At 65.4% G+C, this 24,125-nt stretch carries 26 protein-coding genes; 9 read left to right on the forward strand and 17 right to left on the reverse strand.

All coding sequences use genetic code 11. The features are described 5' to 3' along the window. Positions 1-158 precede the first annotated feature (158 nt). Positions 159-1,538 carry an integron integrase gene (locus tag QZX93_RS03665; protein WP_295384205.1) on the forward strand — a complete coding sequence of 460 codons (1,380 nt, stop codon included), beginning with the start codon at positions 159-161 and terminating at the stop codon, positions 1,536-1,538. A gap of 228 nt (positions 1,539-1,766) precedes the next feature. On the opposite strand, the gene QZX93_RS03670 is transcribed toward QZX93_RS03665, so the two are convergent. The 13 genes from QZX93_RS03670 to mnmG form a co-directional block, all read right to left on the reverse strand. Next, entirely contained in the window at positions 1,767-2,192 is a 426-nt protein-coding gene (locus QZX93_RS03670) for a F0F1 ATP synthase subunit epsilon (protein ID WP_295384203.1), read from the reverse strand. A 25-nt stretch (positions 2,193-2,217) separates the two neighbouring features. Further along, entirely contained in the window at positions 2,218-3,600 is a 1,383-nt protein-coding gene (atpD, locus tag QZX93_RS03675; protein WP_295384201.1) for a F0F1 ATP synthase subunit beta, read from the reverse strand. A 76-nt stretch (positions 3,601-3,676) separates the two neighbouring features. Next, positions 3,677-4,540 carry a F0F1 ATP synthase subunit gamma gene (gene atpG, locus QZX93_RS03680; RefSeq protein WP_295384199.1) on the reverse strand — a complete coding sequence of 288 codons (864 nt, stop codon included), beginning with the start codon at positions 4,538-4,540 and terminating at the stop codon, positions 3,677-3,679. A 139-nt stretch (positions 4,541-4,679) separates the two neighbouring features. Further along, positions 4,680-6,236 (reverse strand): F0F1 ATP synthase subunit alpha, encoded by a 1,557-nt coding sequence (atpA, locus tag QZX93_RS03685; protein WP_295384196.1) that lies wholly within the window; start codon positions 6,234-6,236, stop codon positions 4,680-4,682. 28 nt (positions 6,237-6,264) lie between these two features. Then, the gene (locus QZX93_RS03690; RefSeq protein ID WP_295384192.1) at positions 6,265-6,804 is read right to left on the reverse strand and encodes a F0F1 ATP synthase subunit delta; all 540 of its coding nucleotides are present in this window, start codon (positions 6,802-6,804) and stop codon (positions 6,265-6,267) included. Positions 6,805-6,813: 9 nt separating this feature from the next. Continuing rightward, complete coding sequence (locus tag QZX93_RS03695; protein WP_295384189.1) at positions 6,814-7,284, reverse strand: F0F1 ATP synthase subunit B; 471 nt, start codon at positions 7,282-7,284, stop codon at positions 6,814-6,816. A gap of 105 nt (positions 7,285-7,389) precedes the next feature. Continuing rightward, positions 7,390-7,611: a F0F1 ATP synthase subunit C gene (gene atpE / locus QZX93_RS03700; protein ID WP_176974909.1), complete on the reverse strand. Its 222-nt coding sequence runs from the start codon at positions 7,609-7,611 to the stop codon at positions 7,390-7,392. An 83-nt stretch (positions 7,612-7,694) separates the two neighbouring features. Then, on the reverse strand, positions 7,695-8,564 hold the full coding sequence (atpB, locus tag QZX93_RS03705; protein WP_295384186.1) for a F0F1 ATP synthase subunit A: 870 nt from the start codon (positions 8,562-8,564) through the stop codon (positions 7,695-7,697). 3 nt (positions 8,565-8,567) lie between these two features. Next, complete coding sequence (locus QZX93_RS03710) at positions 8,568-9,083, reverse strand: ATP synthase subunit I (RefSeq protein WP_366759635.1); 516 nt, start codon at positions 9,081-9,083, stop codon at positions 8,568-8,570. An 85-nt stretch (positions 9,084-9,168) separates the two neighbouring features. Then, entirely contained in the window at positions 9,169-10,092 is a 924-nt protein-coding gene (locus QZX93_RS03715; protein WP_295384183.1) for a ParB/RepB/Spo0J family partition protein, read from the reverse strand. Between the two features lie 41 nt (positions 10,093-10,133). Beyond that, on the reverse strand, positions 10,134-10,922 hold the full coding sequence (locus QZX93_RS03720) for a ParA family protein (RefSeq protein WP_295384207.1): 789 nt from the start codon (positions 10,920-10,922) through the stop codon (positions 10,134-10,136). Positions 10,923-10,929: 7 nt separating this feature from the next. Next, complete coding sequence (gene rsmG, locus QZX93_RS03725; protein ID WP_295384180.1) at positions 10,930-11,580, reverse strand: 16S rRNA (guanine(527)-N(7))-methyltransferase RsmG; 651 nt, start codon at positions 11,578-11,580, stop codon at positions 10,930-10,932. Between the two features lie 191 nt (positions 11,581-11,771). After that, a complete protein-coding gene (gene mnmG / locus QZX93_RS03730) occupies positions 11,772-13,646 on the reverse strand; it encodes a tRNA uridine-5-carboxymethylaminomethyl(34) synthesis enzyme MnmG (RefSeq protein ID WP_295384177.1) in 1,875 nt (624 codons plus the stop codon). A 129-nt stretch (positions 13,647-13,775) separates the two neighbouring features. On the opposite strand from mnmG, the gene QZX93_RS03735 reads away from it, so the two are divergent. From QZX93_RS03735 to QZX93_RS03750, 4 genes are all read left to right on the forward strand, one after another. Next, positions 13,776-14,729, forward strand: coding sequence for an AAA family ATPase (locus tag QZX93_RS03735; protein ID WP_295384174.1), 954 nt, complete (start codon positions 13,776-13,778; stop codon positions 14,727-14,729). Beyond that, complete coding sequence (locus tag QZX93_RS03740) at positions 14,729-15,820, forward strand: DUF58 domain-containing protein (protein WP_295394371.1); 1,092 nt, start codon at positions 14,729-14,731, stop codon at positions 15,818-15,820. Before QZX93_RS03735 ends, QZX93_RS03740 begins: the two co-directional genes overlap by 1 nt. Beyond that, the gene (locus QZX93_RS03745; RefSeq protein ID WP_295384168.1) at positions 15,807-17,804 is read left to right on the forward strand and encodes a DUF3488 and DUF4129 domain-containing transglutaminase family protein; all 1,998 of its coding nucleotides are present in this window, start codon (positions 15,807-15,809) and stop codon (positions 17,802-17,804) included. The genes QZX93_RS03740 and QZX93_RS03745 overlap by 14 nt, the downstream gene beginning before the upstream one ends. A gap of 194 nt (positions 17,805-17,998) precedes the next feature. Further along, entirely contained in the window at positions 17,999-18,658 is a 660-nt protein-coding gene (locus QZX93_RS03750; protein ID WP_295384165.1) for a putative transposase, read from the forward strand. Between the two features lie 44 nt (positions 18,659-18,702). Here QZX93_RS03750 and QZX93_RS03755 read toward each other — a convergent pair whose 3' ends face one another. Continuing rightward, the gene (locus tag QZX93_RS03755) at positions 18,703-19,125 is read right to left on the reverse strand and encodes a type II toxin-antitoxin system VapC family toxin (protein WP_295384162.1); all 423 of its coding nucleotides are present in this window, start codon (positions 19,123-19,125) and stop codon (positions 18,703-18,705) included. Then, on the reverse strand, positions 19,113-19,400 hold the full coding sequence (locus QZX93_RS03760) for a type II toxin-antitoxin system Phd/YefM family antitoxin (protein ID WP_295384160.1): 288 nt from the start codon (positions 19,398-19,400) through the stop codon (positions 19,113-19,115). Before QZX93_RS03760 ends, QZX93_RS03755 begins: the two co-directional genes overlap by 13 nt. A 46-nt stretch (positions 19,401-19,446) precedes the next feature. Here QZX93_RS03760 and QZX93_RS03765 point away from each other — a divergent pair, with 46 nt between their 5' ends. From QZX93_RS03765 to QZX93_RS03775, 3 genes are all read left to right on the forward strand, one after another. Continuing rightward, positions 19,447-19,827, forward strand: a complete 381-nt coding sequence (locus QZX93_RS03765) for an Rpn family recombination-promoting nuclease/putative transposase (RefSeq protein ID WP_295384158.1) — start codon at positions 19,447-19,449, stop codon at positions 19,825-19,827. A 399-nt stretch (positions 19,828-20,226) separates the two neighbouring features. After that, positions 20,227-20,529, forward strand: a complete 303-nt coding sequence (locus tag QZX93_RS03770) for a type II toxin-antitoxin system Phd/YefM family antitoxin (RefSeq protein WP_295384156.1) — start codon at positions 20,227-20,229, stop codon at positions 20,527-20,529. Beyond that, positions 20,513-20,911, forward strand: a complete 399-nt coding sequence (locus QZX93_RS03775) for a type II toxin-antitoxin system VapC family toxin (RefSeq protein WP_295384154.1) — start codon at positions 20,513-20,515, stop codon at positions 20,909-20,911. Before QZX93_RS03770 ends, QZX93_RS03775 begins: the two co-directional genes overlap by 17 nt. Here QZX93_RS03775 and QZX93_RS27270 read toward each other — a convergent pair. Next, on the reverse strand, positions 20,830-21,033 hold the full coding sequence (locus tag QZX93_RS27270; RefSeq protein ID WP_366759642.1) for a hypothetical protein: 204 nt from the start codon (positions 21,031-21,033) through the stop codon (positions 20,830-20,832). The two genes, QZX93_RS03775 and QZX93_RS27270, sit on opposite strands and share 82 nt — an antisense overlap. Between QZX93_RS27270 and QZX93_RS03780 the strand changes: the two genes are divergently transcribed. Further along, positions 20,981-21,259, forward strand: coding sequence for a hypothetical protein (locus tag QZX93_RS03780; RefSeq protein WP_295384152.1), 279 nt, complete (start codon positions 20,981-20,983; stop codon positions 21,257-21,259). The genes QZX93_RS27270 and QZX93_RS03780 overlap by 53 nt on opposite strands. 133 nt (positions 21,260-21,392) lie before the next feature. Here QZX93_RS03780 and QZX93_RS03785 read toward each other — a convergent pair whose 3' ends face one another. Further along, positions 21,393-23,231 (reverse strand): hypothetical protein, encoded by a 1,839-nt coding sequence (locus QZX93_RS03785; RefSeq protein WP_295384150.1) that lies wholly within the window; start codon positions 23,229-23,231, stop codon positions 21,393-21,395. Positions 23,232-24,125: the final 894 nt, after the last annotated feature.

A 24,125-nucleotide genomic window follows, 5' to 3' on the forward strand; every position in this document is an offset into this window, starting at 1 on the left:
AACTTCATCGACTATTTCAACAAGACAATGGCCAAACCATTCCGCTGGACCTACCAAGGCAAGCCGTTGGCAGCCTAGCTTGACATGGTCCGAGCACTTTCATCCTGCGGTACTAGACTGAATCCAGTCTAGCACCCAAGCATCCTGGTCCCCCAGCCATGGCTACCGCACCCCCCGACCCTCCCGCACGCCGCCAAGACGGCACACCCTCCAACTGGGACCGCTACCTGGATCTCCTGATCCACCGCGGCGTGCCGGAAAACATGCGCCCTTGGTACGTCCGTCGGGTCGAAGGATTCCTCAAGGCGGTGCGCCCAACATCCCTGTCTCAGCTCACGGCCGAGGAGGTCAACGGCTACCTCCAAGAGGTGTCGAGCCAGGGCCAACTGGCCGGCTGGCAGTTTCGCCAAACGGTCGACGCTTTGCAACTCCTTTTAGTCGATTTAAGTCAAGCCCCCGCCGGCAAAGGGATCGATTGGGACTGGTGGAAGGCCGGCGGCCGAGTCCTGGCACCGGACCATCCGACCCTTGGGAAGTCCCAGGCGCCGGGCGCGGGGCCGCGGTTCGCCGGTGCGGTGGCGGCCTTCCCGCTCCTGGAGACCCTGGCGCGGACGATCCGGGCGATGCAGTACTCGATCCGCACCGAGCAGGCCTATGTGGATTGGTGCCACCGCTTTCTGGCGTTTTGCGGCGATACGCCGACGGCGGCGTTGGGGGTTGAGGACGTACAGCGGTTCCTGACGCATCTGGCGGTGGACAAGTCCGTGGCGGCCAAGACTCAAAGCCTGGCCTATAACGCCGTGGCGTTCCTGTTCAAACAGGTGTTGGAGCGACCCCTGGAGGACGTGCGTTTCTCCCGGCCCAAGCGCCAGCAGCGGCTTCCGGTGGTGCTGACCCGGGAAGAGGTGCGCCGGTTGTGCGAGGCGATGGACGGGACCTTCGGCCTGATGGCGCGGCTGATGTATGGGACCGGGATGCGGCTGATGGAGTGCGTGCGGCTGCGGGTGGCGGACGTTGACTTTGGCAATCGCTCGATCATGGTCCGCAACGGGAAGGGCGGCAAGGACCGGATTGTGCCCTTGCCCGAGCGCCTGCGGGAGGCGGTGGAGGCCCATCTGGCGCGGGTGAAGACCCAGCACGAGCGGGACCTGGCGGCGGGGGCGGGGTCGGTGTATCTGCCCGATGCCTTGGGGCGTAAGTACCCGCATGCGGCGCGTGAATGGATCTGGCAGTACGTGTTTCCGAGTAGTCGGCTGTCGCAGGACCCCAAGTCCGGGGAGGTGCGCCGCCATCATCTGCACGAGTCGTCTCTGCAGATGGAGATCAACGCGGCCGGGCAACGCGCCGGGCTGCCGAAGCGGGTCAATAGCCATGCGTTGCGTCATTCGTTTGCAACCCATCTGCTGGAGGCGGGCTACGACATCCGGACCGTGCAGGAGTTATTGGGGCACGCGGATGTGTCGACGACCATGATCTATACCCATGTGCTCAATCGGCCAGGGGTGGTGCCGGTCAGGAGTCCGGTGGATACTTGGTAGCCGGTCGGTTGGGGTGACGAGGGAAGCCCAACCTGATGGCAATGAGCGGGGGATGTTGGGGTTCGTTCCTCACCCCAACCTACGGACTCACTCCGACCGACGGCCTCGGGGCGCAGAGCGCCCAACACAGGCGTGACACCGCGGAGCGGTGTCACGAGAAGCGCCCAAAAAAAAACGCCCCCGGCGCAGCGCGCCGGGGGCGTTAGTTAAGACGACCGGGAGCGAGCCCTAACTCGACTTCATCTTGCGCATCCGCTCGATGGCACGCAGTTGCGCAATGGCATCGGCCAGTTCGGCCTGGGCCTTGGCGTATTCGAACTCGGCGGCATGACCGGCGAGTGCGTCTTCGGCCTTGCGCTTGGCCTCCAAGGCCGCGGCCTCGTCCAGGTTCTGGGCGCGGATGGCGGTGTCGGCCAGCACGGTCACGGCCATGGGCTGGACCTCGATCATGCCGCCGGAGACATAAAAATGCTCCTGCTCGCCATTCTCCTTCTGCACCCGCACATCGCCCGGCCGCAGGCGGCTGATGAAGGCGGTGTGGCGGGGGGCGATACCGACCTCGCCCATCTCCGCGGTCGCGAAGACCATGGTCGCAAGCCCGGAGTGGATGGCCCCCTCGGCGCTCACGATGTCCACATGGATGGTCATAGCCATAGCTTAACCCTCTGTTCGCAGCCGCCTAGGCGGCCATCTGCTCGCCCTTGGCGATGGCCTCGTCGATCCCGCCGACCATATAGAAGGCCTGCTCGGGGAGGTGGTCGTATTCGCCGTTGACGATGGCCTTGAAGTCCCGGATGGTGTCCGCGACCGGCACATACTTGCCCGGGGCGCCGGTGAAGACCTCGGCGACGGTGAATGGCTGGGACAGGAAGCGCTGGATCTTGCGTGCCCGGGAGACGGTGAGCTTATCGTCCTCGGAGAGCTCGTCCATGCCCAGGATGGCGATGATGTCCTTCAATTCCTTATAGCGCTGCAAGGTCCCCTGCACGGCGCGCGCGGTGTCGTAATGATCGGCACCGACCACGTTCGGGTCGAGGATACGGCTGGTGGAGTCCAGCGGGTCCACGGCCGGATAGATGCCGAGCTCGGCAATCTGCCGCGACAACACCAGGGTCGCATCCAAGTGCGCAAAGGTGGTGGCCGGGGACGGGTCGGTCAAGTCGTCGGCGGGCACATAGACGGCCTGGAACGAGGTGATGGAACCGGTGCGGGTGGAGGTGATGCGCTCTTGCAGGGCGCCCATCTCGGAAGCCAGGGTCGGCTGGTAACCCACCGCGGAGGGCATACGGCCCAGCAGTGCGGAGACCTCCACACCGGCCAGGGTGTAGCGGTAGATGTTGTCGATAAAGAGCAACACGTCCCGGCCTTCCTCGCGGAAATACTCGGCCATGGTGAGGCCGGTCAGGGCGACGCGCAGACGGTTGCCCGGGGGCTCGTTCATCTGACCGTAGACCAGGGCGACCTTATCGAGAACGTTCGACTCCTTCATTTCATGATAGAAGTCGTTGCCCTCGCGGGTCCGCTCACCGACCCCGGCAAACACCGAGAAGCCGCCGTGGGCCTTGGCGATGTTGTTGATGAGTTCCATCAGGGTCACGGTCTTGCCGACGCCGGCACCGCCGAACAGGCCGACCTTACCGCCCTTGACGATCGGCATGATCAGGTCGATGACCTTGATGCCGGTCTCCAGGATCTCGGTGGAGGCCGCCTGGTCTTCGAGCTTCGGCGCCGGGCGGTGGATCGCCCACCGCTCGTCCGTCTTGACCGGGCCCTCTTCATCCACCGGGTTGCCCAGCACGTCCATAATACGGCCCAGGGTCGCCTGACCCACCGGCACGCTGATCGGGGCGCCGGTGGCGGTCACCGGTACGCCGCGCTGCAACCCATCGGTGGAGCCCATGGCGATGGTACGGACCACGCCGTCGCCGAGTTGCTGCTGCACCTCCAGCGTCAAGCCGGTGGCGTCGATGGTGAGTGCGTCATAGACCTTGGGCATATCCGCGCGGGCGAACTGCACGTCCACCACGGCGCCGATGATCTGCACTACGTTACCAGAGCTCATATTCTATTCCTCGTTCTCGCCTGGGCAGGCGTCTGGGGATGCGTTTTGAATCGGGGTTCTCAATCGCAGTGCCCGGCTAGACCGCCGCCGCGCCGCTCACGATCTCGGAAATTTCTTGGGTAATCGCGGCCTGGCGCGCCTTGTTGTAGATCAGTTGCAGTTCGCTGATCAACTCGCCGGCGTTGTCGGAGGCCGACTTCATGGCGACCATGCGCGCCGCCTGCTCACAGGCACCGTTTTCCACCACCCCCTGATAGACCAGGGCCTCGATATAGCGAGTCAGCAGTGAATCGAGCACCGTCTTGGCGTCGGGTTCGTAGATATAGTCCCAGTGCAGCGGCATCGTCGCCTGCTCGCCCGGCACCAGTGGCACCAATTGGCGAATCACCGGGCGCTGCGTCATGGTGTTCACGAACTCGTTGCTCGCGACATAGATCGCATCGATCTCCTTGGCCTCGAAGGCATCGAGCATCACCTTGACCGTCCCGATCAGGCTCTCGATGTGCGGCTTGTCGCCCAGGTGGGTCGCCTGACCCAGCACCTTGCCGCCGAAGCGCCGGAAAAAGGCCAGCGCCTTGGTGCCGATGGTGCAGAACACCGGCTCGACGCCCGCGGCCTTTTGCTCCTTGATCTCGACGATGAGACGCCGGAACAGGTTGCTGTTGAGCCCACCGCACAGACCGCGGTCGGATGAGACAATGATATAACCGACCCGCTTACGCGCCCGCTCGACCGCCATGAAGGAGTGCCGATACTCGGGGGTCGCACGGGCCAGGTGACTGATCACCCCCAGCATCTTTTCCGCATAGGGCTTGGAGGCGGACATGCGCTCCTGGGCCCTACGCATCTTGGACGCCGCGACCATCTGCATGGCCTTGGTGATCTTTTGCGTGCTCTTGATGCTCGCGATCTTGGTGCGGACTTCTTTGGCGCCAGCCATTAGCTCAAGCTCCCAGCTTCCAGCCGCCAGCCGCCAGCTTGAATGGCAGCGACAGTGGGTTGAATCGAGTCATGCAACGCCTCGGACTCACCGCGTCTGCCCCCGAGGCGGGGGCAGAGCGCGCGGACCTGGCGGCTAACTACCACGTATTGCTGGCCTTGAAGGCCTTGATCGCGGCGTGCATGGCGGTCTGGATCTCGTCGTTGTAATCGCCGGTGGCGTTGATCCGATCGAGCAACTCGGCCTGGGCGGTCTTCATGTAAGACTGCAGGGCACGCTCGAAATCCACCACCTTTTTCACATCGACATCGTCCAGGTAGCCCTCATTGGCGGCGAACAGCGAAACCGCCATCTGCGCCACGCTCAACGGGGAGTACTGGACCTGCTTCATCAGCTCAGTGACCCGCTCACCGCGGCTCAACTGCTTGCGGGTGGCCTCGTCCAGGTCGGAGGCGAACTGGGAGAAGGCCGCCAGTTCGCGGAACTGGGCCAGCGCCAGACGGATACCGCCGCCGAGCTTCTTGATGATCTTGGTCTGCGCGGCGCCGCCGACACGCGATACCGACAGACCCGCATTGATGGCGGGGCGGATGCCGGCATTAAAGAGATCCGTCTCCAGGAAGATCTGGCCGTCCGTGATGGAGATCACGTTGGTCGGCACGAAGGCGGACACGTCGCCGGCCTGGGTCTCGATGATCGGGAACGCGGTCAACGACCCGGTCTTGCCCTTCACCTCACCCTTGGTCTGCTCCTCGACATAGTGCGCATTGACGCGCGCGGCGCGCTCCAACAGACGCGAATGCAGATAGAAGACGTCACCCGGATAGGCCTCGCGACCCGGCGGGCGGCGCAGCAGCAGGGAGACCTGACGATAGGCCCAGGCCTGCTTGGTCAAATCGTCATAAACGATCAGCGCATCTTCGCCACGGTCGCGGAAATACTCGCCCATGGTGCAGCCGGCATAGGGCGCAATGTACTGCATGGCGGCCGATTCGGCGGCGGCGGCGGCGACGATGATGGTGTGTTCCATCGCGCCGAACTCTTCGAGCTTACGCACCAGGGTCGCAATGGATGAGTTCTTCTGACCCACCGCAACATAGATGCACTTAACGCCGGTGCCCTTCTGATTGATGATGGCGTCGATGGCCACGGCGGTCTTGCCGGTCTGGCGGTCGCCGATGATCAGCTCGCGCTGACCGCGCCCGACCGGGACCATGGCGTCGATCGCCTTGATGCCGGTCTGCACCGGCTGGTCGACCGATTTACGCGCGATGACGCCGGGGGCCACCTTCTCGATGGGGGCCGTGCCGACCGCATCGATCGGCCCCTTGCCGTCAATGGGGTTACCCAATGAGTCGACGACCCGTCCGAGCAAACCCGGGCCGACCGGGACCTCGAGCACGCGGCCGGTGCAACGCACCCAGTCGCCCTCGCTCAAGTGCGTATAGCCGCCCAGGATCACGGCGCCGACCGAGTCGCGCTCCAGATTCAGGGCCAGGCCGAAGGTCGCCTGACCGGCGGCATCCGCCGGGAACTCCAGCATCTCGTAATACTTGGCATCGGACAGGCCGTGTACGCGCACGATACCGTCGGTGATGCTGACGATGGTGCCTTCGGTACGGGCCTCCGTCTTCAGCTCGAACTGTTCGATCTTCTGCTTAATGAGATCGCTGATCTCGGAGGGATTCAGTTGCATGGCGGTGTCCTGGTCACATTAGGCCCGTTCAGAATTGGAGTGCGTGCGCGAGTTGCTGGAGCTTGCCGCGAACCGAGTCGTCGATCACGAGGTCCCCGGCGCGAATCTCGAGGCCGCCGATGAGGTCGGAATCCTGTTCCACCCTGAGCTCGACCTGGGCGCCCAGGCGGCGGCTGAGGTAGGTTGCCAGTGCCTGCTCCTGGTCGGCATCGACCGGGAAGGCGCTACGCACCAGGACCTCTCGCACGCCTTGGCTGGCCACCCGGCGCTCCTCATAGAGCGCGGCGATCTCCGGCAGGGCAATCAGCCGGCCGTTGTCCGCCAGCAGCCGCACCAGATTCTTGAGCTCGCCGGGCAGCGAATCGCCCGCCACGCCGAGGATCATGTCGCGCACGCGACCAGCGGCCAGATTCGGGTTACCGATCTGTTCGGCCACCTGCGGATCGGCGGCGATCGCGGCGAGCGTTTGCAGCGGTTCGTACCAGGCGTCGACCTGACTGGTCCCCTGCGCGCTGGCAAAGACGGCCTCGGCGTAGGGCCGGGCGATGGTTGTGAGTTCTCCGGCCATGGTCTGTCCCTAAATCTGTCTGACGAAGTCGTCGACGATCGACTGATGGGCGCGGGCGTCGATTTCCTTCTTCAGGATCTTTTCTGCCGCGGCGACCGCCAGGGTAGCGACCTTGCCACGCAACTCTTCACGGGCACGGTTGGTCTCGTGCTCGATCTCGGCCTGGGCTGAGACGACCAGCCGAGCGCCTTCGTCGCGGGCGTTGACCTTGGCCTCCTCGACGATCTCCCCGGCGCGCTTTTGCGCCTGGCTCAGGATCTCGGCGGCCTGGGACTTGGCGTCCTTCAGCAGTTGCAGGGCGCGCTGCTCGCCCAGGGCCTTCTCCTGGTGACCGCGTTCGGCGGCGGCGAGCCCCTCGGCGATCTTCGCCTTGCGGTCCTGGAGCGCCTGCATGATCGGCGACCAGACATAGGTCATGGTGAACCAGACGAAGACCCCGAAGGAGATCATCTGGCCAATGAGTGTCAAATTGAAATTCATCTATTGCCTCGGGTGCCTCGGGGTGCCTGGGGGTGCCTCAAGTCTGGCGGGCGACCGGCCACAGCCGGGCACCGGATCCCTGATCTGCCCTGGTCTGTTCCCAGCTTAGGCGGCGAACATCAGGTAGAGGCCCATGGCGATCGCGATGACCGGCAAGGCGTCAACGAGACCCATGACGATAAAGAACTGCGTGCGCAGCATCGGGATCAGCTCGGGCTGACGGGCCGCACCTTCGAGGAACCGGCCACCCAGGACACCGATGCCGACACCAGCGCCGACGGCGCCCAGGCCGAGCATAAGGCCCGCGCCGATGAATTTGATGGCCATTGCAAATGCTTGTGCGGCTTGTAGTTCCACGGGTGACTCCGGTTGTTTGGAAAGGGGAGAGATGAGTTGAAGAGCGAAACGAATCAGTGATGGGTCTGGTGGGCCATGTCCAGATAGACGACCGTCAGCACCATGAAAATGAAGGCCTGCAGGGTGATGATGAGGATATGGAACACCGCCCAGACGAATTGCAGACCGCCGGCCGTCACCGCCAGCGCGGTACCGCCGCCATACATCAGCGCGATCAGGATAAAGATCATCTCGCCGGCATACATGTTGCCGAACAGACGCAGGGCGAGCGAGACCGGCTTGGACAGCAGACTGATGCCCTCCAGGATGAGGTTCGCGGGCATGCCCCAGACACCGAACGGCTGGAGCGTCAACTCCCCGAGGAACCCACCGACACCCTTCATCTTGATGCTGTAATACAGTACAGTGAAGAACACCATCAGCGCCATAGCAAAGGTGGTATTGGGGTCCGCGGTGGGCACGACGCGCAGGAACACATGATGCGGATTGGCGCCGAACAGACTCCAGAACTGACCCCACAGCCAGGGCAGCAGGTCCACCGGCAGCAGGTCCATCATATTCATGAGCAGAACCCAGACAAAGATCGTCAGGGCGAGCGGCGCGACCAGCGGATTCTTGCCACTGAAGGAGCCACGGACGTTCTCGTCGATGAAATCGACGACCCATTCCGCGAAATTCTGTCCCCCGTCGGGGATCCCGGCGGTGGCCCGCTCGGCGACCTTACGGAAGAAGCTGAAGGCCAGCCACCCCAGCAGGATAGAGAAGAACATCGTATCGACATTGAGCGCCCAAAACCCCATCGCCGCGGCGTCCTGGGAGCTATGGGCGAAGCCGAACCCATGCTCGGGCGACACCCCCAGCGTCAACTGGGTAAGGTGGTGCTGGATATAGCCTTGGGTAGTGAGCGTTTCAGCGGTCGACATCGGTCATCTCTCGGATTCTATCGTGGCGGCTTCTATCGTAGCGATCTGGTCTTGGCCATCCTTGCCGCGGGCACCGGATCGGACGCCCAACTGCGCTGCAATCACCGTGGACACTACCTGGATCGCCAGGTAGGCAGCCAGCAGTGCGGCAATATTCAGTCCATCGATGGCAAGGTACGCCAGGCCGAAGAGACCGATGATCAACGCCAATTTTGCTGCTTCGGCGCCGTAAATACGCAACAGCAGCCGCTGCGGCTGCTGTGCCCGGTAGCTGCGGAAGACCCACAGCGCAAACAAGCGATTGGCCAACAGACAAACCCCAGCCCCCACCAGCACCGAGACCACCGCATGCCAACCGAACGGCAACGCAATGACCGCCGCGATGACACTGAGAATCGCCTGGACCTGAAAGAGCCGCTTGGCTAGTTGGGCATCCGCCTGTTGCATCAGAGTGGCTTGTGTTGGGGAAAGTCCCCCTTGCCAGACGAACAGTATAAGGGGTTGCGCAAATGGGGTCAACGCGGGCTAAACCAAATTGATCGCCCCGGAGCACCGATTCATACTATTGGGCCGCCCCGCCCGGCCCGCACCCCGCCCGGCCGAGTCACTGAATGTGTGCGAGTATGCCATCCAACTCGTCCAGGCTGTGGTAGGCGATCACCAGCTTGCCGGCCCCCTTCGGGCCCTGCCGGATCTGGACCGGGGCGCCGAGCCGCGCGGCCAGGTCGTCCTGCAGGCGACGGACATCGGGGTTCTCGGCCTTGGGCGCGGGCCCGGCCGGCGGCTCGCCGGCCTGCTGGAGACGCCGCACCAGACGCTCGGTCTCGCGCACCGACAGCCCCCCGGCCACCACCTGCTTGGCGGCGGCGCTCTGCGCCGGCCCTTTCAGCCCGAGCAGGGCGCGGGCGTGCCCCATCTCGAGCTGGCCCTGCTCCACATAGGCCTTGACGTCCGGGTTGAGCTCCAGCAACCGCAGTAGATTGGTGATGGTGGTGCGGGACTTGCCGACGGCCTCGGCGATCTGCTGATGGGTCAACGCGAACTCGCCGAGCAGCCGCTCCAGGGCACTGGCCTCCTCCAGCGGGTTCAGGTCCGCCCGCTGGATGTTCTCGATCAGGCCGATGGCCACCGCGGTGGGCTCGTCCACATCGCGGATCACCACCGGGATATCCTTGAGCCCCGCCTGTTGCGAGGCGCGCCAGCGGCGCTCCCCGGCGATGAGCTCGTAGCGCTCGGGGGCGATGGGCCGCACCACAACGGGCTGGATCACCCCCTGGACGGCAATGGAGTCGGCCAGTTCGCGCAGTGCATCGGGGTCGAAGTCGCGACGCGGCTGATAGCGACCGCGCTCGATGCACTCCAGGGGCAGTCGCGTGATCTGCTCACTGGGCGGGGCGGCCGGCCCGTCCGCGCCGAGCGGGTCCTGACTCACCGCGAGGTTCGGGGCCGGGCGGGTCGCACCGAGCAGTGCGTCGAGTCCGCGGCCGAGCCCGCGTTTCTTAGGGCTGGCGATCGTTTGCTCGTCCATGGGTAGGGTTTCAGCTCAACAGAGGGCGCGGTGGATAGGAATCAGGCCGCGAGTTGGCGCTTGCCTTGACGGCGCAGCACCTCGCTGGCCAGGGCCAGGTAGGACACCGCCCCGGTCGACGCCGGATCGTACAGCATCACCGGCTGGCCATGACTGGGGGCCTCGGCCAGGCGCACATTGCGCGGGATGATGGTGCGGTAGACCTGATCGGAAAAATGGACCACGAGCTGGGTCGAGACCTGATTGGCCAGATTATTGCGCGGATCGTGCATGGTGCGCAGGATGCCCTCGATCTGCAGTCCGGCGTTGCGGCTGTCACGCACCTGATCGATGGTGTCGATGAGCGCGGACAGCCCCTCGAGTGCGTAGTACTCGCACTGGATGGGGATCAGCACCCCCTGGGCCGCCACCAAGGCATTGAGCGTCAGCATGTTGAGCGACGGCGGGCAGTCGATGATGACCAGGTCGTAGGCCGCGGACACGCCCGCCAGCACCCGCTCGAGCCGCCGCTCCCGGTCGGCCGTGTCCATCAGACCCACCTCGGCGGCGGTGAGATCGGCGTTGGCGGGCAGCAGATCGAAGCCGGGGGCCGGCGCCAAGACCCGCCGCAGGCACTGCGCGAAGGGCACCTCGGAAAGCAGCACGTCGCAGCTCGAGTACTCGATGCGGTGCTTGTCCACCCCACAGCCCATGGTGGCGTTGCCCTGGGGGTCCAGGTCCACCAGCAGGACCCGGCGTTGCATGGAGGCCAGGGACGCGGCCAGATTGACCGCGGTGGTGGTCTTGCCGACGCCACCCTTCTGGTTGGCAACGGCGATAATTCGGGCCATGGCAGGTTCACTCACAGCGGATCTCGATCAGATGACGTTCGCCTTCGAGGAAGGGCACGAACAGCTTATGCACGGCCAAGTCGAGCTCGCGGAGCGCCGGGTCTTGGAGCTCGTCCTGGGGATAGCGGCCCTTCATCACCAGCAAGCGCCCCGGACGTTCGAGCAGGGGGGCCGACAGGCCTTCGATCTGCGCGATCGTGGCCACGGCCCGACTCACTATGGTACTGAATTTTCGCCCCGGCCGGTACGCCTCGATGCGGCTATGTATGGGATGCACCGCCGGGAGCCCGAGCTCCAGCACCGCCTGACGCACAAATCGGACCTTTTTGCCGTTGCCGTCGAGCAACCAGTAGTGCCGCGCGGGGTCGCAGATGGCGAGCGGCAACCCCGGCAGCCCCGCCCCGGTGCCCAGGTCCAACACCGACTCGCCGCGCAGATAGGGCAGGAGCGCGAGGCTGTCGAGCAGATGACGCGCGACCTGCTCGAGCGGGTCGCGCACGGCGGTGAGGTTGTAGGCGCGGTTCCAGCGCGCCAGGAGCGCCAGGAGGTCGAGCAGCCGCTCGCCCTGCCCCGGCGCGAGCGTGAGCCCGAGCGCAGCGACGCCCTCAGCCAACCGCGCGGCAATCGGACCCCGAGGTTCCAAGGGGTCTTGGGTCATCGGCTGCCCCAGGCGGGGGGATAGAAAAGAATCTCACGCCAAGGCGCCAAGGCGCCAAGGGAAGAAAAATAGACAAGACTGCTGAAAGACACTTGCGTAACCCTGTGAGATCGGAGCGACCTGAGAATAAATGGACATTGCCAACCGCCGGGTAACATCTTGGCGCCTTGGCGCCTTGGCGTGAGTTCTTCTTAGCCGGCCTGCCGCTTGAGGTGGATCAGCAGCAGCGAGACGGCGGCGGGGGTGACACCGGGGACGCGCGCCGCCTGGCCCAGGGTCGCGGGCCGCACCCGGGTGAGCTTCTCGCACACCTCCACCGACAGACCACGGACCAGCGCGAAGTTAAAGTCGGTCGGCAACGGCTTGGCCTCCTGCTCACGCTGGCGGTCGATCTCCGCCTGCTGGCGCGCGATATAGCCGTCATAGTGCGACTGGATCTCCAGTTGCTCCGCCACCACGGCCGCCACCGGCACCGGCGGCTCGCCGGTGAGGCGCACCAGGCCCCGCCAGTCGACCTGTGGCCGCGCCAGGAGGTCCAGGGCGCGGGCCTCGTGACGCAGCGCCTCGCCCAGGACCGCCACCTGATCCGCCAGCGGCACCGCGGCCGGGCGCACCCAGGTCTCGCGCAGCCGCTCGCGCTCCCGGGCGATGGCCTCGCGCTTGTCGCTGAAGATTCGCCATTGGTCCTCACCGACGAGTCCCAGTTGCCGCCCGGTCTCGGTCAGGCGCAGGTCCGCATTGTCCTCGCGCAACAACAGACGGTACTCGGCGCGGCTGGTGAACATCCGGTAGGGCTCGGCGGTGCCGCGAGTGATGAGATCGTCCACCAGCACCCCCAGATAGGCCTCATCGCGGCGCGGATACCAGGGGTCGCGCCCCAGCACCCGCAGGGCGGCATTGGCCCCGGCCAGCAGGCCCTGGGCGGCCGCCTCCTCATAGCCGGTGGTGCCGTTGATCTGGCCGGCAAAATACAGGTTCTCCAGATGGTTGGTCTCCAAGGTCGCATGCAGGTCGCGCGGATCGAAAAAATCGTACTCGATGGCGTAGCCCGGACGGGTGATATGGGCCTGCTCAAAGCCCGCGATGGAGCGCACCAGGGCCTGCTGGATGTCGTAGGGCAGGCTGGTGGAGATGCCGTTGGGGTAGACCTCATGGGTACACAACCCCTCCGGCTCGACGAAGATTTGATGGCTCTGCTTGTCGGCGAAGCGCACCACCTTGTCCTCGATCGACGGACAGTAGCGCGGGCCGACGCCCTCGATCACCCCCATATATAGAGGTGAGCGCGACAACCCACCGCGGATCAGCTCGTGGGTGTGGGGGTTGGTATGGGCGATAAAACAACTCACCTGCCGCGGGTGATCCGCAACGGCGCCGAGGAAGGAGAAGACCGGCGTGGGCCGGTCGCCGGGCTGCTCCTCCAGTTGGCCGTAATCGATGGTCCGACCGTCGATACGCGGCGGGGTCCCGGTCTTGAGCCGCGCCGTGCGCAAGGGCAGTTCGCGCAGGCGCTGCGCCAGGGCGTTGGCGGGTGGATCGCCCGCCCGCCCGCCCGCATAATTGGCGAGCCCGACATGGATGCGCCCGGCCAAAAAGGTCCCCACGGTGAGCACGACGGCACGGGAGGAGAAGCACAGCCCCATCTGGGTGCGCACCCCAACCACCCGGCCCGCCTCAATCAGCAGGTCGTCGGCCGCCTGCTGAAAAATCGCAAGATTGGGCTGGCCCTCACAGGCAGCGCGCACCGCCGCCTTGTACAGTACCCGATCGGCCTGGGCGCGGGTGGCCCGCACCGCCGGCCCCTTGCTGGCGTTCAGGATGCGGAACTGGATCCCGGCACGATCGGCGGCGCGGGCCATGAGCCCGCCCATGGCGTCGATCTCCCGCACCAGGTGGCCCTTGCCGATGCCGCCGATGGCCGGGTTGCAAGACATCGCACCGATGGTCTCGACGTTGTGGGTCAGGAGCAGGGTCCGCACCCCCAGACGGGCCGCGGCCAGGGCCGCCTCGGTCCCGGCGTGGCCGCCGCCAATGACGATGACATCGTATGAATCGGTCGCAAACATGAGGCACAGTCTGTTAGTGTCGGCAGCAGCCGGCAGTTTAACTCAATTGAGCCTTCCCACTGGAATATCGGGATTTTCCAGTGGCGACGGCCCCTACCGCCGGCGCCCGAGCGCCGCCGAGGACCATCTGTGAAAGGGTCTCTACCAACCACCATCCACCCCCACCAGGCCAATCTGACCGAGCAGGTCCTGGCGGCGGCCGGGGCCATCATCCTGGGCAAGGAGCACGCCTTGCGCCTGGCCCTGGCCTGCCTGCTGGCCCGCGGCCACCTGTTGATCGAGGACCTGCCGGGGGTGGGCAAGACCACCCTGGCCCACCTGCTGGCGCGGCTGCTGGGGCTCCAATATTCGCGCATCCAGTTCACCAGCGACCTGCTGCCGGCGGATGTGATCGGGGTCTCGGTCTATGAGCGGGACAACGAGCGCTTTCGCTTCCACCCGGGCCCGGTGTTTTCCCAACTGGTCCTCGCCGACGAAATCAACCGGGCCACACCCAAGGCCCAGAGCGCCCTGCTGGAGGCCATGGAGGAGCGGCAGGTGACGGTCGACGGGGAGACCAGGCCGCTGCCGGAGCCCTTCTTCGTGATCGCGACCCAGAACCCGTCGTACCAGATCGGCACCTATCCGCTCCCGGAGTCCCAGCTCGATCGGTTCCTGATGCGCATCCGCCTGGGCTATCCGCCGGCCGCCCAGGAGAAGATTCTCCTGGCCGGCGAGGATCGGCGGGCCATGGTCGAGCGGCAACCCGCCATCCTGACGGCGGCCGACCTCGCGCGTCTGCAAGGCCTGGTCTGCGAGGTCGCGGCGACCGCACCGATCATCGACTATTGCCTCGCCATCCTCCAGTTCACCCGGCGCTCGGAGCGCTTCGTCCACGGGCTCTCGCCGCGGGCGGGCGTGGCCCTGCTGCGGGCGTCCAAGGCCTGGGCGCTGCTGGCGGGACGCACCTATGCGATCCCGGAGGACGTCCAGGCGGTCGTGCCGGCCTGCTGCATCCACCGCCTGGTGGCTGGCGATGCCGCCGGGCGCCTGGACCACGACGAGGTAGCCGCGCTCATCCTGGCCGCGGTGCCGGTGCCCTAATGTTCGCAGCGCGCCTTAAGGGGGCGGTCGACGGCCTGAAACGGCTGCGCACCGACCGTTCCCCCACCCCGCCCTCCCCCACGCGGGGGGAGGGAGATGGGGAGCGCGCTCCCGGCGCGATTTCCAGTCTAAAGCGCCGGCTGCAAGACCTGCTGCGCAAGGCGCCGCTCGACGCCGATGGCATCGCCCGGATCGCCGCGCGCCAAATCTATATCATGCCGACCCCGACCGGGGTGCTGTATGCCGTCGCCGCCTTCGCCATGCTCATGGGCTCGCTGAACTATCAGAACAACCTGGGGCTGCTGTTCACCTTCTTTCTGGTCGCCGTCGGGCTGGTGGCCATGCATCACTGCTGGTTCAATCTGCTCGGCCTCGCGGTCCAGGTCCGGCCTGGCCCGGCCGTGTTTGCCGGGACCCCCGCCCAATTCGAGGTCACCCTGCACAACACGCGCGCCGGACCGCGGTTCGACCTGCGCCTGGCCGGCGGGGTCGACCCCGGCACGCCCGTCTGCGTGAACGCCCGCGACCAGCAGACGGTGCTGCTGGGCGTGCCGACCCGCCGCCGGGGTCTGCTCCAGCTCCCGGCGGTCGAGCTGGAGACCCGCCACCCCATGCACCTGTTTCGCGCCTGGTGCTATGCGCAGACGCACGCCGAGTCGCTGGTCTACCCGCGGCCGGCCGCGGCGGCGCCGCCGCCGGTGCAGGACCAGGGCCAGGCACGGCGCCCGGCGCAGCGCGGCGGCGAGGGCCGCGACGACTACCTGGGGCCGCGCGAGTATCGCTACGGCGACTCCCCCCACCACCTGGATTGGAAGGCCCTGGCGCGCGAGCGCGGCCTGATCGTCAAGCAGTTCGGCGGCGAGGAGGGACTCGACGTCTGGATCGACTGGGCACGCAGCGGCGGCGGCGACCCCGAGACCAGGATCGGCCTGCTCACCCGCCAGTTACTGGACACCGCGCGCGCCCAGGTGCGGTTCGGGCTGCGGCTGCCCGGGCGCGAACTCACCCTGGACCGGGGCGAGGCCCACCTGCAACGCTGCCTGGCGGCCCTGGCACTCTTCAATCCAGGCGGCGATCGTGGCCAAGCCTGACCTCATCGATGAGCCGCCCCGGCGGGATCAAACCATCGCGATCACGGTGGCGGTCGCCGCCGCCTATCTGCCGCTCGCACGCTTCATGGCGTGGCAGGTCTCGGCCTTCCTCGCCCTGGTGCTGGTGTTGCGGTTCGCCGCCGCGCGCTGGCCGGCGGCCACGCCGGGGCGCTTGACCCTCTTGACCCTGACCCTGGCCGGCGGCATGAACTGCCTGATCGCCAATCACACCCTGGTCGGCAAGGTCGGGGGCACCGCCCTGCTGGTCACCATGCTGGCGCTCAAGCTCCTGGAGTTGCGGACGCGGCGCGACCATCGGGTGGTCGCCATCGTGCTCGGCCTGCTGATCGTGGTGCAGTTCCTGTTTGATCGCGGACTGGGACTGACCCTGTATCTCAGCGCCGTGGCAGTCTCGGCGGTGGCGCTCCTGGTGGATCTGAACGGCGGACTGGGGGCCGCCCCCTGGCGCCGCACCCTTGGGATCACCCTGCGGCTCGCACTCCAGGCGGCACCCCTGACACTGGTGCTGTTCCTGCTCTTCCCGCGGCTCAATGCACCACTCTGGAGCCTGGGGTTCGAGCGGGACACCTCCACCATCGGGATGAGCGACCATCTGGAGCCCGGCTCCATCAGCGAACTGGTGGTCAATGGCGAACTGGCCTTCCGCGCCCGCTTCACGGGGCCCGCACCGAAGCCAAGTGAACTGTACTGGCGCGGGCTGGTGTTCTGGGAGGTGGACGATCGCCGCTGGTTTTCAGGGATTGGCCCGCGGCACAAGGCCGATCCGGGGCTGGCCCAGGCGACCGACCTCATCGACTACGAGGTCGTCCTGGAGCCGTCGCAACAACGCTGGCTCTTCGCCCTGGACCTGCCGGTGGAACACCCCACGGACACCAAACTCGGGGCCGGGTTTGTGTTGAGCGCGAACGCGCCCATCACGACCGCCAAGCGCTATCGCGCCCGCTCGGCCCTCAGCTACCAGACCCAGGCACCGAGCGAGTCCGAGCGTCGCTACGCCCTGCGCCTACCCTGGAACGTCACCGCACGGATGCGTTCGCTGGTCGCCGAGTGGTCGCGCGACGGCGCCACCGACTGGGACCTGGTCCAGGCGGGCCTGAAGTTTTTCAACCGCGAGGCATTCAGCTACACCCTGCTACCACCGCCGCTCGGGGCCAACCCCTGGGATGAATTCCTGTTCGAGACCCGCAGCGGCTTCTGCGAGCACTACGCCGGCAGCTTCGCGGTCCTGATGCGCCTGGCCGGGGTGCCGGCCCGGGTCGTCGTCGGCTATCTCGGCGGTGAGCCCAACCGGATCGGCGGCTACCACATGATCTGGCAGTCCTCGGCCCACGCCTGGGTGGAGGTGGCGATCGCCGGGCGCGGCTGGGTCCGGGTCGATCCGACATCCGCCGTCGCGCCCGGCCGGGTCGACAACCGGGGCGCCTCCCGGCTGCTCGGTGCCAGCGCCCCGCTGCGCTTCCAGATCGACACGGCGGGCACCATGGGGCAGGCCATCCGGCAACTGCGCAACCTGGCCGACAGCGTGGATGCCGCCTGGCAGGGCTGGGTTTTGGACTTCTCCAGCGAACAGCAGAACCGCCTGCTCGAGGGCCTGGGGCTGCGCGCATATGGCGAGCTCGCCCTGGCACTGATCATGATGACCTCGCTCGCCCTGGTGATGGGCCTGATCCTGCTCGCGCTGCTGCGCCAGACGCAGCCGCAGGACCCGGTCACACGCAGTTATGCCCTGTTTTGCCGGCGGCTGGCACGGATCGGCTTGACCAGGGCACCCGGGGAAGGACCCGCCGACTTCACGCGGCGGGTCGCCGCGGCGCGGCCCGATCTGGCCGTCGCGGTGCGGCGCATCCTCGCACTCTATCTGCGCTGCCGTTACATGGCCAAGCACACCACGGCGGACGGCGAGCGGCTGGCGCAGGGGGTCCGCGCCTTTCGGCCCAAGGCGGCACGGCAACGGCAACAGTAACTTGCCCCCTCCCCCCTTGTGGGGGAGGGTTGGGGTGGGGGGTCGCAACCCAGCGCTACGCTCAGGCCTCCTGAACTCGGGCGCAACGGAAGCCGAGTCCGTCGATACGGTCGTCGGCATCGCTCCCGCCGCGACACGCGCGGTCGCAGGAAAACTTCTTCAAGTATGCTCGTGAACAGTAGGATCTGGACCGCTTGGCCGACTATCGCACCGAGGCGATTTCCGAGCCCCTACAGGTCGTCAACCCCGACTACCGCCACCTCGACGGGCAGGTCCGCGCCGCCACCGGTAAGCTCAACCGGCGTCTCGCCCAGTTCGCCGCCAGGACCCTGGACGAGCCCATCGAACCCAAGCATGTCGAGCCGTTCATCCGGCGCAAAGCGGCGCTGCAAGAAGAGATCGAAGCCCGGCAGGGCGAGCTCGCCGTACTCAAGGCCCAGCGGAAGGAGACCCCACACCACATCCGTATCGACGAACTGCCCGAGGAGGCCCGCTTTCGCCAGTTCAGCACGCAGGGCAAGCAGCTCGTCGATACCATCAAGATGATTGCCTACCGCGCCGAAACGGCCATGGCCAACTGCCTGCGCGAGCACCTCACTCGACCCGACGAGGCCCGCTACACCCGCCTGCAGGCCATCGCCGTGGCCGCGATCAACGCCCACAAGGTCGCGAAGAAGGCTGGGGTGCCCGATCGCGAGCGCTTTGCGGCCTTCTTCGAGGAGTTCATCCTGATTGGGACCTTGATGCTGTTGGTTGCGCCGATCCCGTTATCTGCCGCGGGCGTGCCGGTTGGGGTGGCCGTCGTTGCCGTGCTGTTGGGGCTGGTGCTTGCTAACAGCCAGAAGCGGCTGTAGGTCAGTGGCGGCAGGGTTGGGTTCGCGCCTAATCTCCCGCCGGTCTAATCGAACCAGTTCTCGATCGCCAACCCGCCAAAGTGCCCGAAATCCGACACGTTGCGAGTCACCCGCGTCAGGCCGTTGGTCGCGGCGATGGCCGCAATCTGCCCGTCCGCGTAAGGTGTTGGGCCGCCTTGGCCATCCAATGCCACCCGCTGGTCGGCGTGCCAGATGGCCGCGTCGCGGTCATAGGCGAGCACCGCGATCGGCTGGCGCAGCAGTCGCTCCAGATAGTCAGTCAACGCCATGCGTCGGCGCCCCGACGGCAGACGGCCGAGCCCGTGGCGCATCTCGTGGATCACGGTCGCCGCGGTCGCGGACTCGGATTGATGCTTGCGCAGACGGGCGAGAACCTTGGGCTCGGGGGATCGCTTGGTCGGCTCGGACAGGATGTTGGTGTCGAGCAGGAACCTCAGTCGGTCCAATCGAAGACCCTCCCGGGCGAGGGATCGCGCCACCCGTCGACCTCTTCCGGCGTCAAGTCCGGCCAGTCGAAAGCGGTCTGGGTGCGCCACTCGGCGATGGCGTCCCACAGGCCCGGCCGCGGCCGGTTGGGGTGCATGGCGGCATAGTCAGACTCCGACATGAGGACGGCAACCGATCTTCCGTGGCGGGTGAGATGCACGACTTCCCCGCCCTCGACCCGATAGATCAGACCGGTCAGCCGGGTCTTGGCCTCGGCAACTGAGATCTCTGTCATTTGGAATAACCCTCCGCGGGCAAGGGGTTGTGCTGTGACCACCGGCATGGCCATCTTAGCCGGGCCGGATCGGATCGAGAAGCCTGGCTCGAAAGAGATCGGGCCGGATGATCCGCTCCCGCCAGTGCTCCCCATCGTGCTCTACAACGGCGCCAAGCCCTGGACCGCCAAGACCGACCTTGCGGACCTGATCGCCCCGAACCTGCCGCTGCAACTGCGCCACTGGCAGCCCCAGATGCGCTATCTTCTCCTGGAAGAACGCCGCTACCCCGAGGCCGACCTCATGGGTCTGCCCAATGTCGCCGCCGCCTTGTTCCGCCTGGAGAATGCCCAGGCGCCGGAGAACATCCAGCGGGTCATCGGCGGCCTGGTCGAGTGGCTGGCCGGGGCGGAGAATGCGAGCGTGCGTCGCGCCTTCGTGGTCTGAAGGAGGTCTTTGGTTGATCGGTTGGAGCGGGCGGGCTATCGGGTGAGGGGAGCCACCACGAGCTTTTTTCGTTGTACGTCGCCAATTTCCCTTCGCATCCAACCTCGGCGCCAAATCCCATCGGGCTCGCGGCCTTGTGCCGACACCTGTGACGCCGCGGTGGGATTGCGCAATGATGCACGAAAGCCACCTGACTCCGGTTCTCAAGCAGCGCTGGGGAATGACCAAAAGCGAGACAAACCGGGAGCGCTGCACCCCAGTTCGGTTAGATTGCTCCGCCACCGCGACGCCGGGGTTGCTTGCCAGACAGTCGGTTACTGATCGCGACAGCATGGTTTTTGGTCCCCGGGCCAGCATCTGACTACAATGGGCGAAACAGGCAGACCTCACGAGACCATCATGTCTTGGAACATCGCGCAGGCGAAGCAACGCTTCTCCGATCTCGTGCGGCAGACCGCCGCCGGGCCGCAATTGATCTATAAGCGCAAGCGCTTGGTCGCCGCGGTCATCGACGCGCAGCAGTACCGCGCATTTCAGGAATGGTCGCACCAGGCCGGCGGGCGCACCCTCGCCGACGAGTTCGCCGAGCTGCGCGCAATCCTGTCCGAACAAGACGACACGCAGACCCCGTCACCAAGGTCGACTCGACCTAACGCATTGGTGGAGACGCTGGAGGCGGACGGGCGTGACCTATCTCGTTGACACCAATATCATCAGCGAGCTGTGTCGGCGCGAACCAGACCCGGGTGTTCTGGTCTGGGCCGGCACGGTCACCCGCTACGCGGTGTCGGTCATCAGCCTGGACGAGGTCTTTTTCGGACTGGCGTGGCGCCCCAATGCCCGCGTCCTCGCCTGGATGGAGGGCTATTTCCAGCGCCATCAGGTCCTGACGATCTCGCCGGCCATCGCACGCCACGCCGGTGAACTGCGCGGCCAACTCGCCACCCGCGGGCTCGTGCGGCACCAGGCCGATATGCTGATAGCAGCGACGGCACAAGCCCATCAACTGACCCTGGTGACACGCAACACGCGGGATTTCGAGCACTGCGGTATCGGGTTGCTGAACCCGTTCAGCGATGCTTGATCGCAGGGTCCGGGCTTTTGCTCTGGTCTGCCGCTCCGCCCCTGCAACCAGTGGTCGAGATCTTCGGCCATGATGAAGTCGAGCAGTGCCTCCCCCAAGGCATCCGGGTTGTCGGCCGACAAGCCTTCGATCTGTCCCTACCGCCGCGCGATCAAGATGGACCCGCCGACTTCGCGCGTCGGGTCGGCGGGGCCTGACCTGGCCGTGGCTGTGGGGCAGATCGTCGGCCTGTATGTGCGCTGCCACTACGTGGCGCACCACACCAAGGCGGATGGGGAGCGGTTGGCGCAGCGGGTGACCGCGTTTCGGCCCAAGGCGAACCGCAACCGGCCGGGACACCCGGTGTAGCGGATCGTCTCTGCACCCATCATTGCACCCGTGGCCGGGTTAGGCGCGCATGGAGCGGGGCCCAACGGCAGAAAGCAGATGCCTAAGGCGAGCCGTAACCCGATATCCTGCCTCGAAAAGCGCACTGGCCACGCTAGATTATCAACAAATATACAAACGTCAGGATAGCAACCATGAACACGTAAACATATGCCAGAATCGCCCATATTTTGCTCCCGCCATACTTCGATGCAGCAGCAAATACACCTATACTCACAAAGACGTGATATGCAATTGACGTGAAAGTAAAGATGACGAGTACGTCACGTAACTCGGTAACGGCTACGATCCAGAGCGCGAGCACGTTAAGCAACCAATTAAAGACTACGCCAAAGACGACCCCATAAACCCAGAAAGTCTTCGCGAGCCCGTAATTTCCTTCAATGAAGTTCGAAAAGAAGCCTTGCGTTCTTTCGGAATACGGAATCTGTTGCATGGGTCTAACAGCGGGCTCCTCATCCTCAACCCGCACAAAGAGCAACAGAATCATGGATGGGATGGTAGCCAACAGGCCGATACTGAAGAGCCCGAGATAGCCGACCTGCTCGACGATGACGCCGCCCATCCCGCCGAAGAGGGCCGAGAAGACCGACATGAAGGCCGAACCGATGGCGTAGTGACCGGCCTTGAAGGCGGGGTTGCAGGTCCGCAGGATATACACGATCAGCACGGCATTGCCCAGACCGGCGGCGATCTGCTCGATGGTATACACGCCACAGATCGTGAGGAGCCCGACCGTGTCGGTGGCCAACGGGTGCTCCCAGGCCAACCAGACATAGGCCAGGATGTTGATGTTCATCAGCAGGGTCAGCGGCCAGATGGCCCGGCGTAGCCCAGTGCGTTTGATCCACAGGCCGCCGATGGTGGTCCCGACGATGGACCCGATCAGCCCCAGCAACCCGCTCATCCAGGCGAGTTGGGTGTTGTCCACCAACAGAAAGCGCTTGAGGAAGGGGGTCCCCATCGAGAAGATGATCTCATCGCCGATCTTGTAGAACATAATGAAGGCGAGGCTCAAGGCCACCGCCGGCCGGGCCTGGGCGAGCAAGGCCAGCAGCATAGAGGCAAAGCCATAGGTCACCGCCTGGACGGCCGGCACGCCGAGCCCCAGCAGTACGCCACTCAAGACCAGACCGAGCGCCGGGGAGCTGACCAGTGCGATCACCGAGCGTTCTCGGGAGACCCCCAGATAGACGGCGAATGAGCTCAGGAAGTCGCCCGCCGCCTCCCGGACGCCGATGACCCGGGTGCGCGCCTGCTCGTAACGCGGCAACCTGACTAGGTGCAGGACGGTGATGACCGCCATGACCAGGGCGCCAGCCCCAAAGCCGCAGCCCCAGGCGGCATAGAGGTTGCCGCCAAAAAAGGCGTGCTGGGCAATCTGGGCCACCGCCAGGATGATCCCGAAGCGTGCCAGGATCATGGCCAGGCGGTAGGCCATGACCCGGAAGCCGGTATAGGCGGCCTGCTCCTTGGGATCGGCGATGCCCGCCATGTAATAGCCGTCGATGGCGACATCGTTGGTCGCCGCGAGGAAGGCCATGGCGACGAAGACGCCCACCAGGAGTGCGTCCGGGACCCCCGCCACCAGCCCCATGCCGCGACCCAGGCACAGCACGGCCAGCAGGGCGGTCAGCAGGGTCAGGAGCGCCTGGACCAAGATCATCCAGGCCCGCCGGGTGGAGTAGATGTCCACCAGCGGCGCCCAGAGGAACTTCAGGTTCCAGGGCAGGCCGAGAAAGTTGAGATAACCCAAGGCGCGCTCGGACATCCCCACATCGGTGAAGAACACCGACGACATGGCACGCACCACCATGTAGGGGAAACCCTGGGCGAAATAGGTCGAGAAGACCCACCAGCGGGGATCGCCGGCGGGGGCGGCGGACAGTGGGGCGGCGTGGCTGACGGTGTCGGAGAGCTGGGGCTTGGCCATGGCAACCTGTCGGTGTCTACCCCAAGGGCAACACCCTGGGCTGAATCTTCCGATTCATGATACAGGGTTGCACCCATGAAATGGGGTAGCCTTGGGCGACACGCCGCCGGACTCACCAGATGAGGCGGAAACCTATCGTTGCAGTCGGAAATACCCATTTCAACTGAGTCGGCGCGATCTGTATCTTCGCAACCGTAGGCACACAAAGGCGGCAGTGGATCGCTCCCCCAGGTCCAACGGACTGCTTGATGTGCTACACGATAACGGTAAACGAGAGATTTAAAGAAAGGTGAAGATCATGAGCGACAAAGAACTCACTACCCGCAGCAACCATGCGATTTGGCTGGCCATCGGCGTCATGTTGGTGCCCTTGGTCCCCTACGCCCTGGGTGGCTCTGGCGTGTAAACGCTGCTCAAATGCCAACGTAACGTCAAGATAGTCGCGGCCTCGCCTTGAGCGGGGCCGTGACCTACTACGTCATTCCTCGTACACCCCCCTCTCCCCCTCTCACGCCCCTACTCTGAAAGACTGCGGCCTAAGTTCAGCTTCAATGAACCTAAATCCGGCAGTTGCTCACGCCAAGTCGCCAAGAAGAAAGAAAGAGATCTGCGCAGCATCGGAATCACCCTGCGGGTGAGCCGCCGAACGCCGATAACATTTTGAAAAACCTTGGCAAGCTTAGTGCCTTGGCGTGAGAACCGCATTTCGAGGGCACCGCTCAAGTCCCCAGTCAAGACTTCCCCCCTGCCGGTGCAGGGCGGAACCGTTCTAGCCAGGACTCTCTGTTGCAACCGGCGGTTGTCCGCAACACTGGACAACGCCAGGTGGCCCGGGTATAAAGCACGTCGGTCCCCTTACTGTCCGAGGCCCCGTGCGTGAACCTTCGCGAGGTC

This window comes from uncultured Thiodictyon sp. (assembly GCF_903946935.1).
Taxonomy (GTDB): domain Bacteria; phylum Pseudomonadota; class Gammaproteobacteria; order Chromatiales; family Chromatiaceae; genus Thiodictyon.

Excerpts from the sequence above, each read along its gene's own strand:
- QZX93_RS03665 (WP_295384205.1), top strand. The coding sequence starts at position 159 with ATGGCTACCGCACCCCCCGACCCTCCCGCACGCCGCCAAGACGGCACA.
- QZX93_RS03670 (WP_295384203.1), bottom strand. The coding sequence starts at position 2,192 with ATGGCTATGACCATCCATGTGGACATCGTGAGCGCCGAGGGGGCCATC.
- atpD (WP_295384201.1), bottom strand. The coding sequence starts at position 3,600 with ATGAGCTCTGGTAACGTAGTGCAGATCATCGGCGCCGTGGTGGACGTG.
- atpG (WP_295384199.1), bottom strand. The coding sequence starts at position 4,540 with ATGGCTGGCGCCAAAGAAGTCCGCACCAAGATCGCGAGCATCAAGAGC.
- atpA (WP_295384196.1), bottom strand. The coding sequence starts at position 6,236 with ATGCAACTGAATCCCTCCGAGATCAGCGATCTCATTAAGCAGAAGATC.
- QZX93_RS03690 (WP_295384192.1), bottom strand. The coding sequence starts at position 6,804 with ATGGCCGGAGAACTCACAACCATCGCCCGGCCCTACGCCGAGGCCGTC.
- QZX93_RS03695 (WP_295384189.1), bottom strand. The coding sequence starts at position 7,284 with ATGAATTTCAATTTGACACTCATTGGCCAGATGATCTCCTTCGGGGTC.
- atpE (WP_176974909.1), bottom strand. The coding sequence starts at position 7,611 with ATGGCCATCAAATTCATCGGCGCGGGCCTTATGCTCGGCCTGGGCGCC.
- atpB (WP_295384186.1), bottom strand. The coding sequence starts at position 8,564 with ATGTCGACCGCTGAAACGCTCACTACCCAAGGCTATATCCAGCACCAC.
- QZX93_RS03715 (WP_295384183.1), bottom strand. The coding sequence starts at position 10,092 with ATGGACGAGCAAACGATCGCCAGCCCTAAGAAACGCGGGCTCGGCCGC.
- QZX93_RS03720 (WP_295384207.1), bottom strand. The coding sequence starts at position 10,922 with ATGGCCCGAATTATCGCCGTTGCCAACCAGAAGGGTGGCGTCGGCAAG.
- rsmG (WP_295384180.1), bottom strand. The coding sequence starts at position 11,580 with ATGACCCAAGACCCCTTGGAACCTCGGGGTCCGATTGCCGCGCGGTTG.
- mnmG (WP_295384177.1), bottom strand. The coding sequence starts at position 13,646 with ATGTTTGCGACCGATTCATACGATGTCATCGTCATTGGCGGCGGCCAC.
- QZX93_RS03740 (WP_295394371.1), top strand. The coding sequence starts at position 14,729 with ATGTTCGCAGCGCGCCTTAAGGGGGCGGTCGACGGCCTGAAACGGCTG.
- QZX93_RS03760 (WP_295384160.1), bottom strand. The coding sequence starts at position 19,400 with ATGACAGAGATCTCAGTTGCCGAGGCCAAGACCCGGCTGACCGGTCTG.
- QZX93_RS03765 (WP_295384158.1), top strand. The coding sequence starts at position 19,447 with ATGGCCATCTTAGCCGGGCCGGATCGGATCGAGAAGCCTGGCTCGAAA.
- QZX93_RS03770 (WP_295384156.1), top strand. The coding sequence starts at position 20,227 with ATGTCTTGGAACATCGCGCAGGCGAAGCAACGCTTCTCCGATCTCGTG.
- QZX93_RS03780 (WP_295384152.1), top strand. The coding sequence starts at position 20,981 with ATGATGAAGTCGAGCAGTGCCTCCCCCAAGGCATCCGGGTTGTCGGCC.
- QZX93_RS03785 (WP_295384150.1), bottom strand. The coding sequence starts at position 23,231 with ATGGCCAAGCCCCAGCTCTCCGACACCGTCAGCCACGCCGCCCCACTG.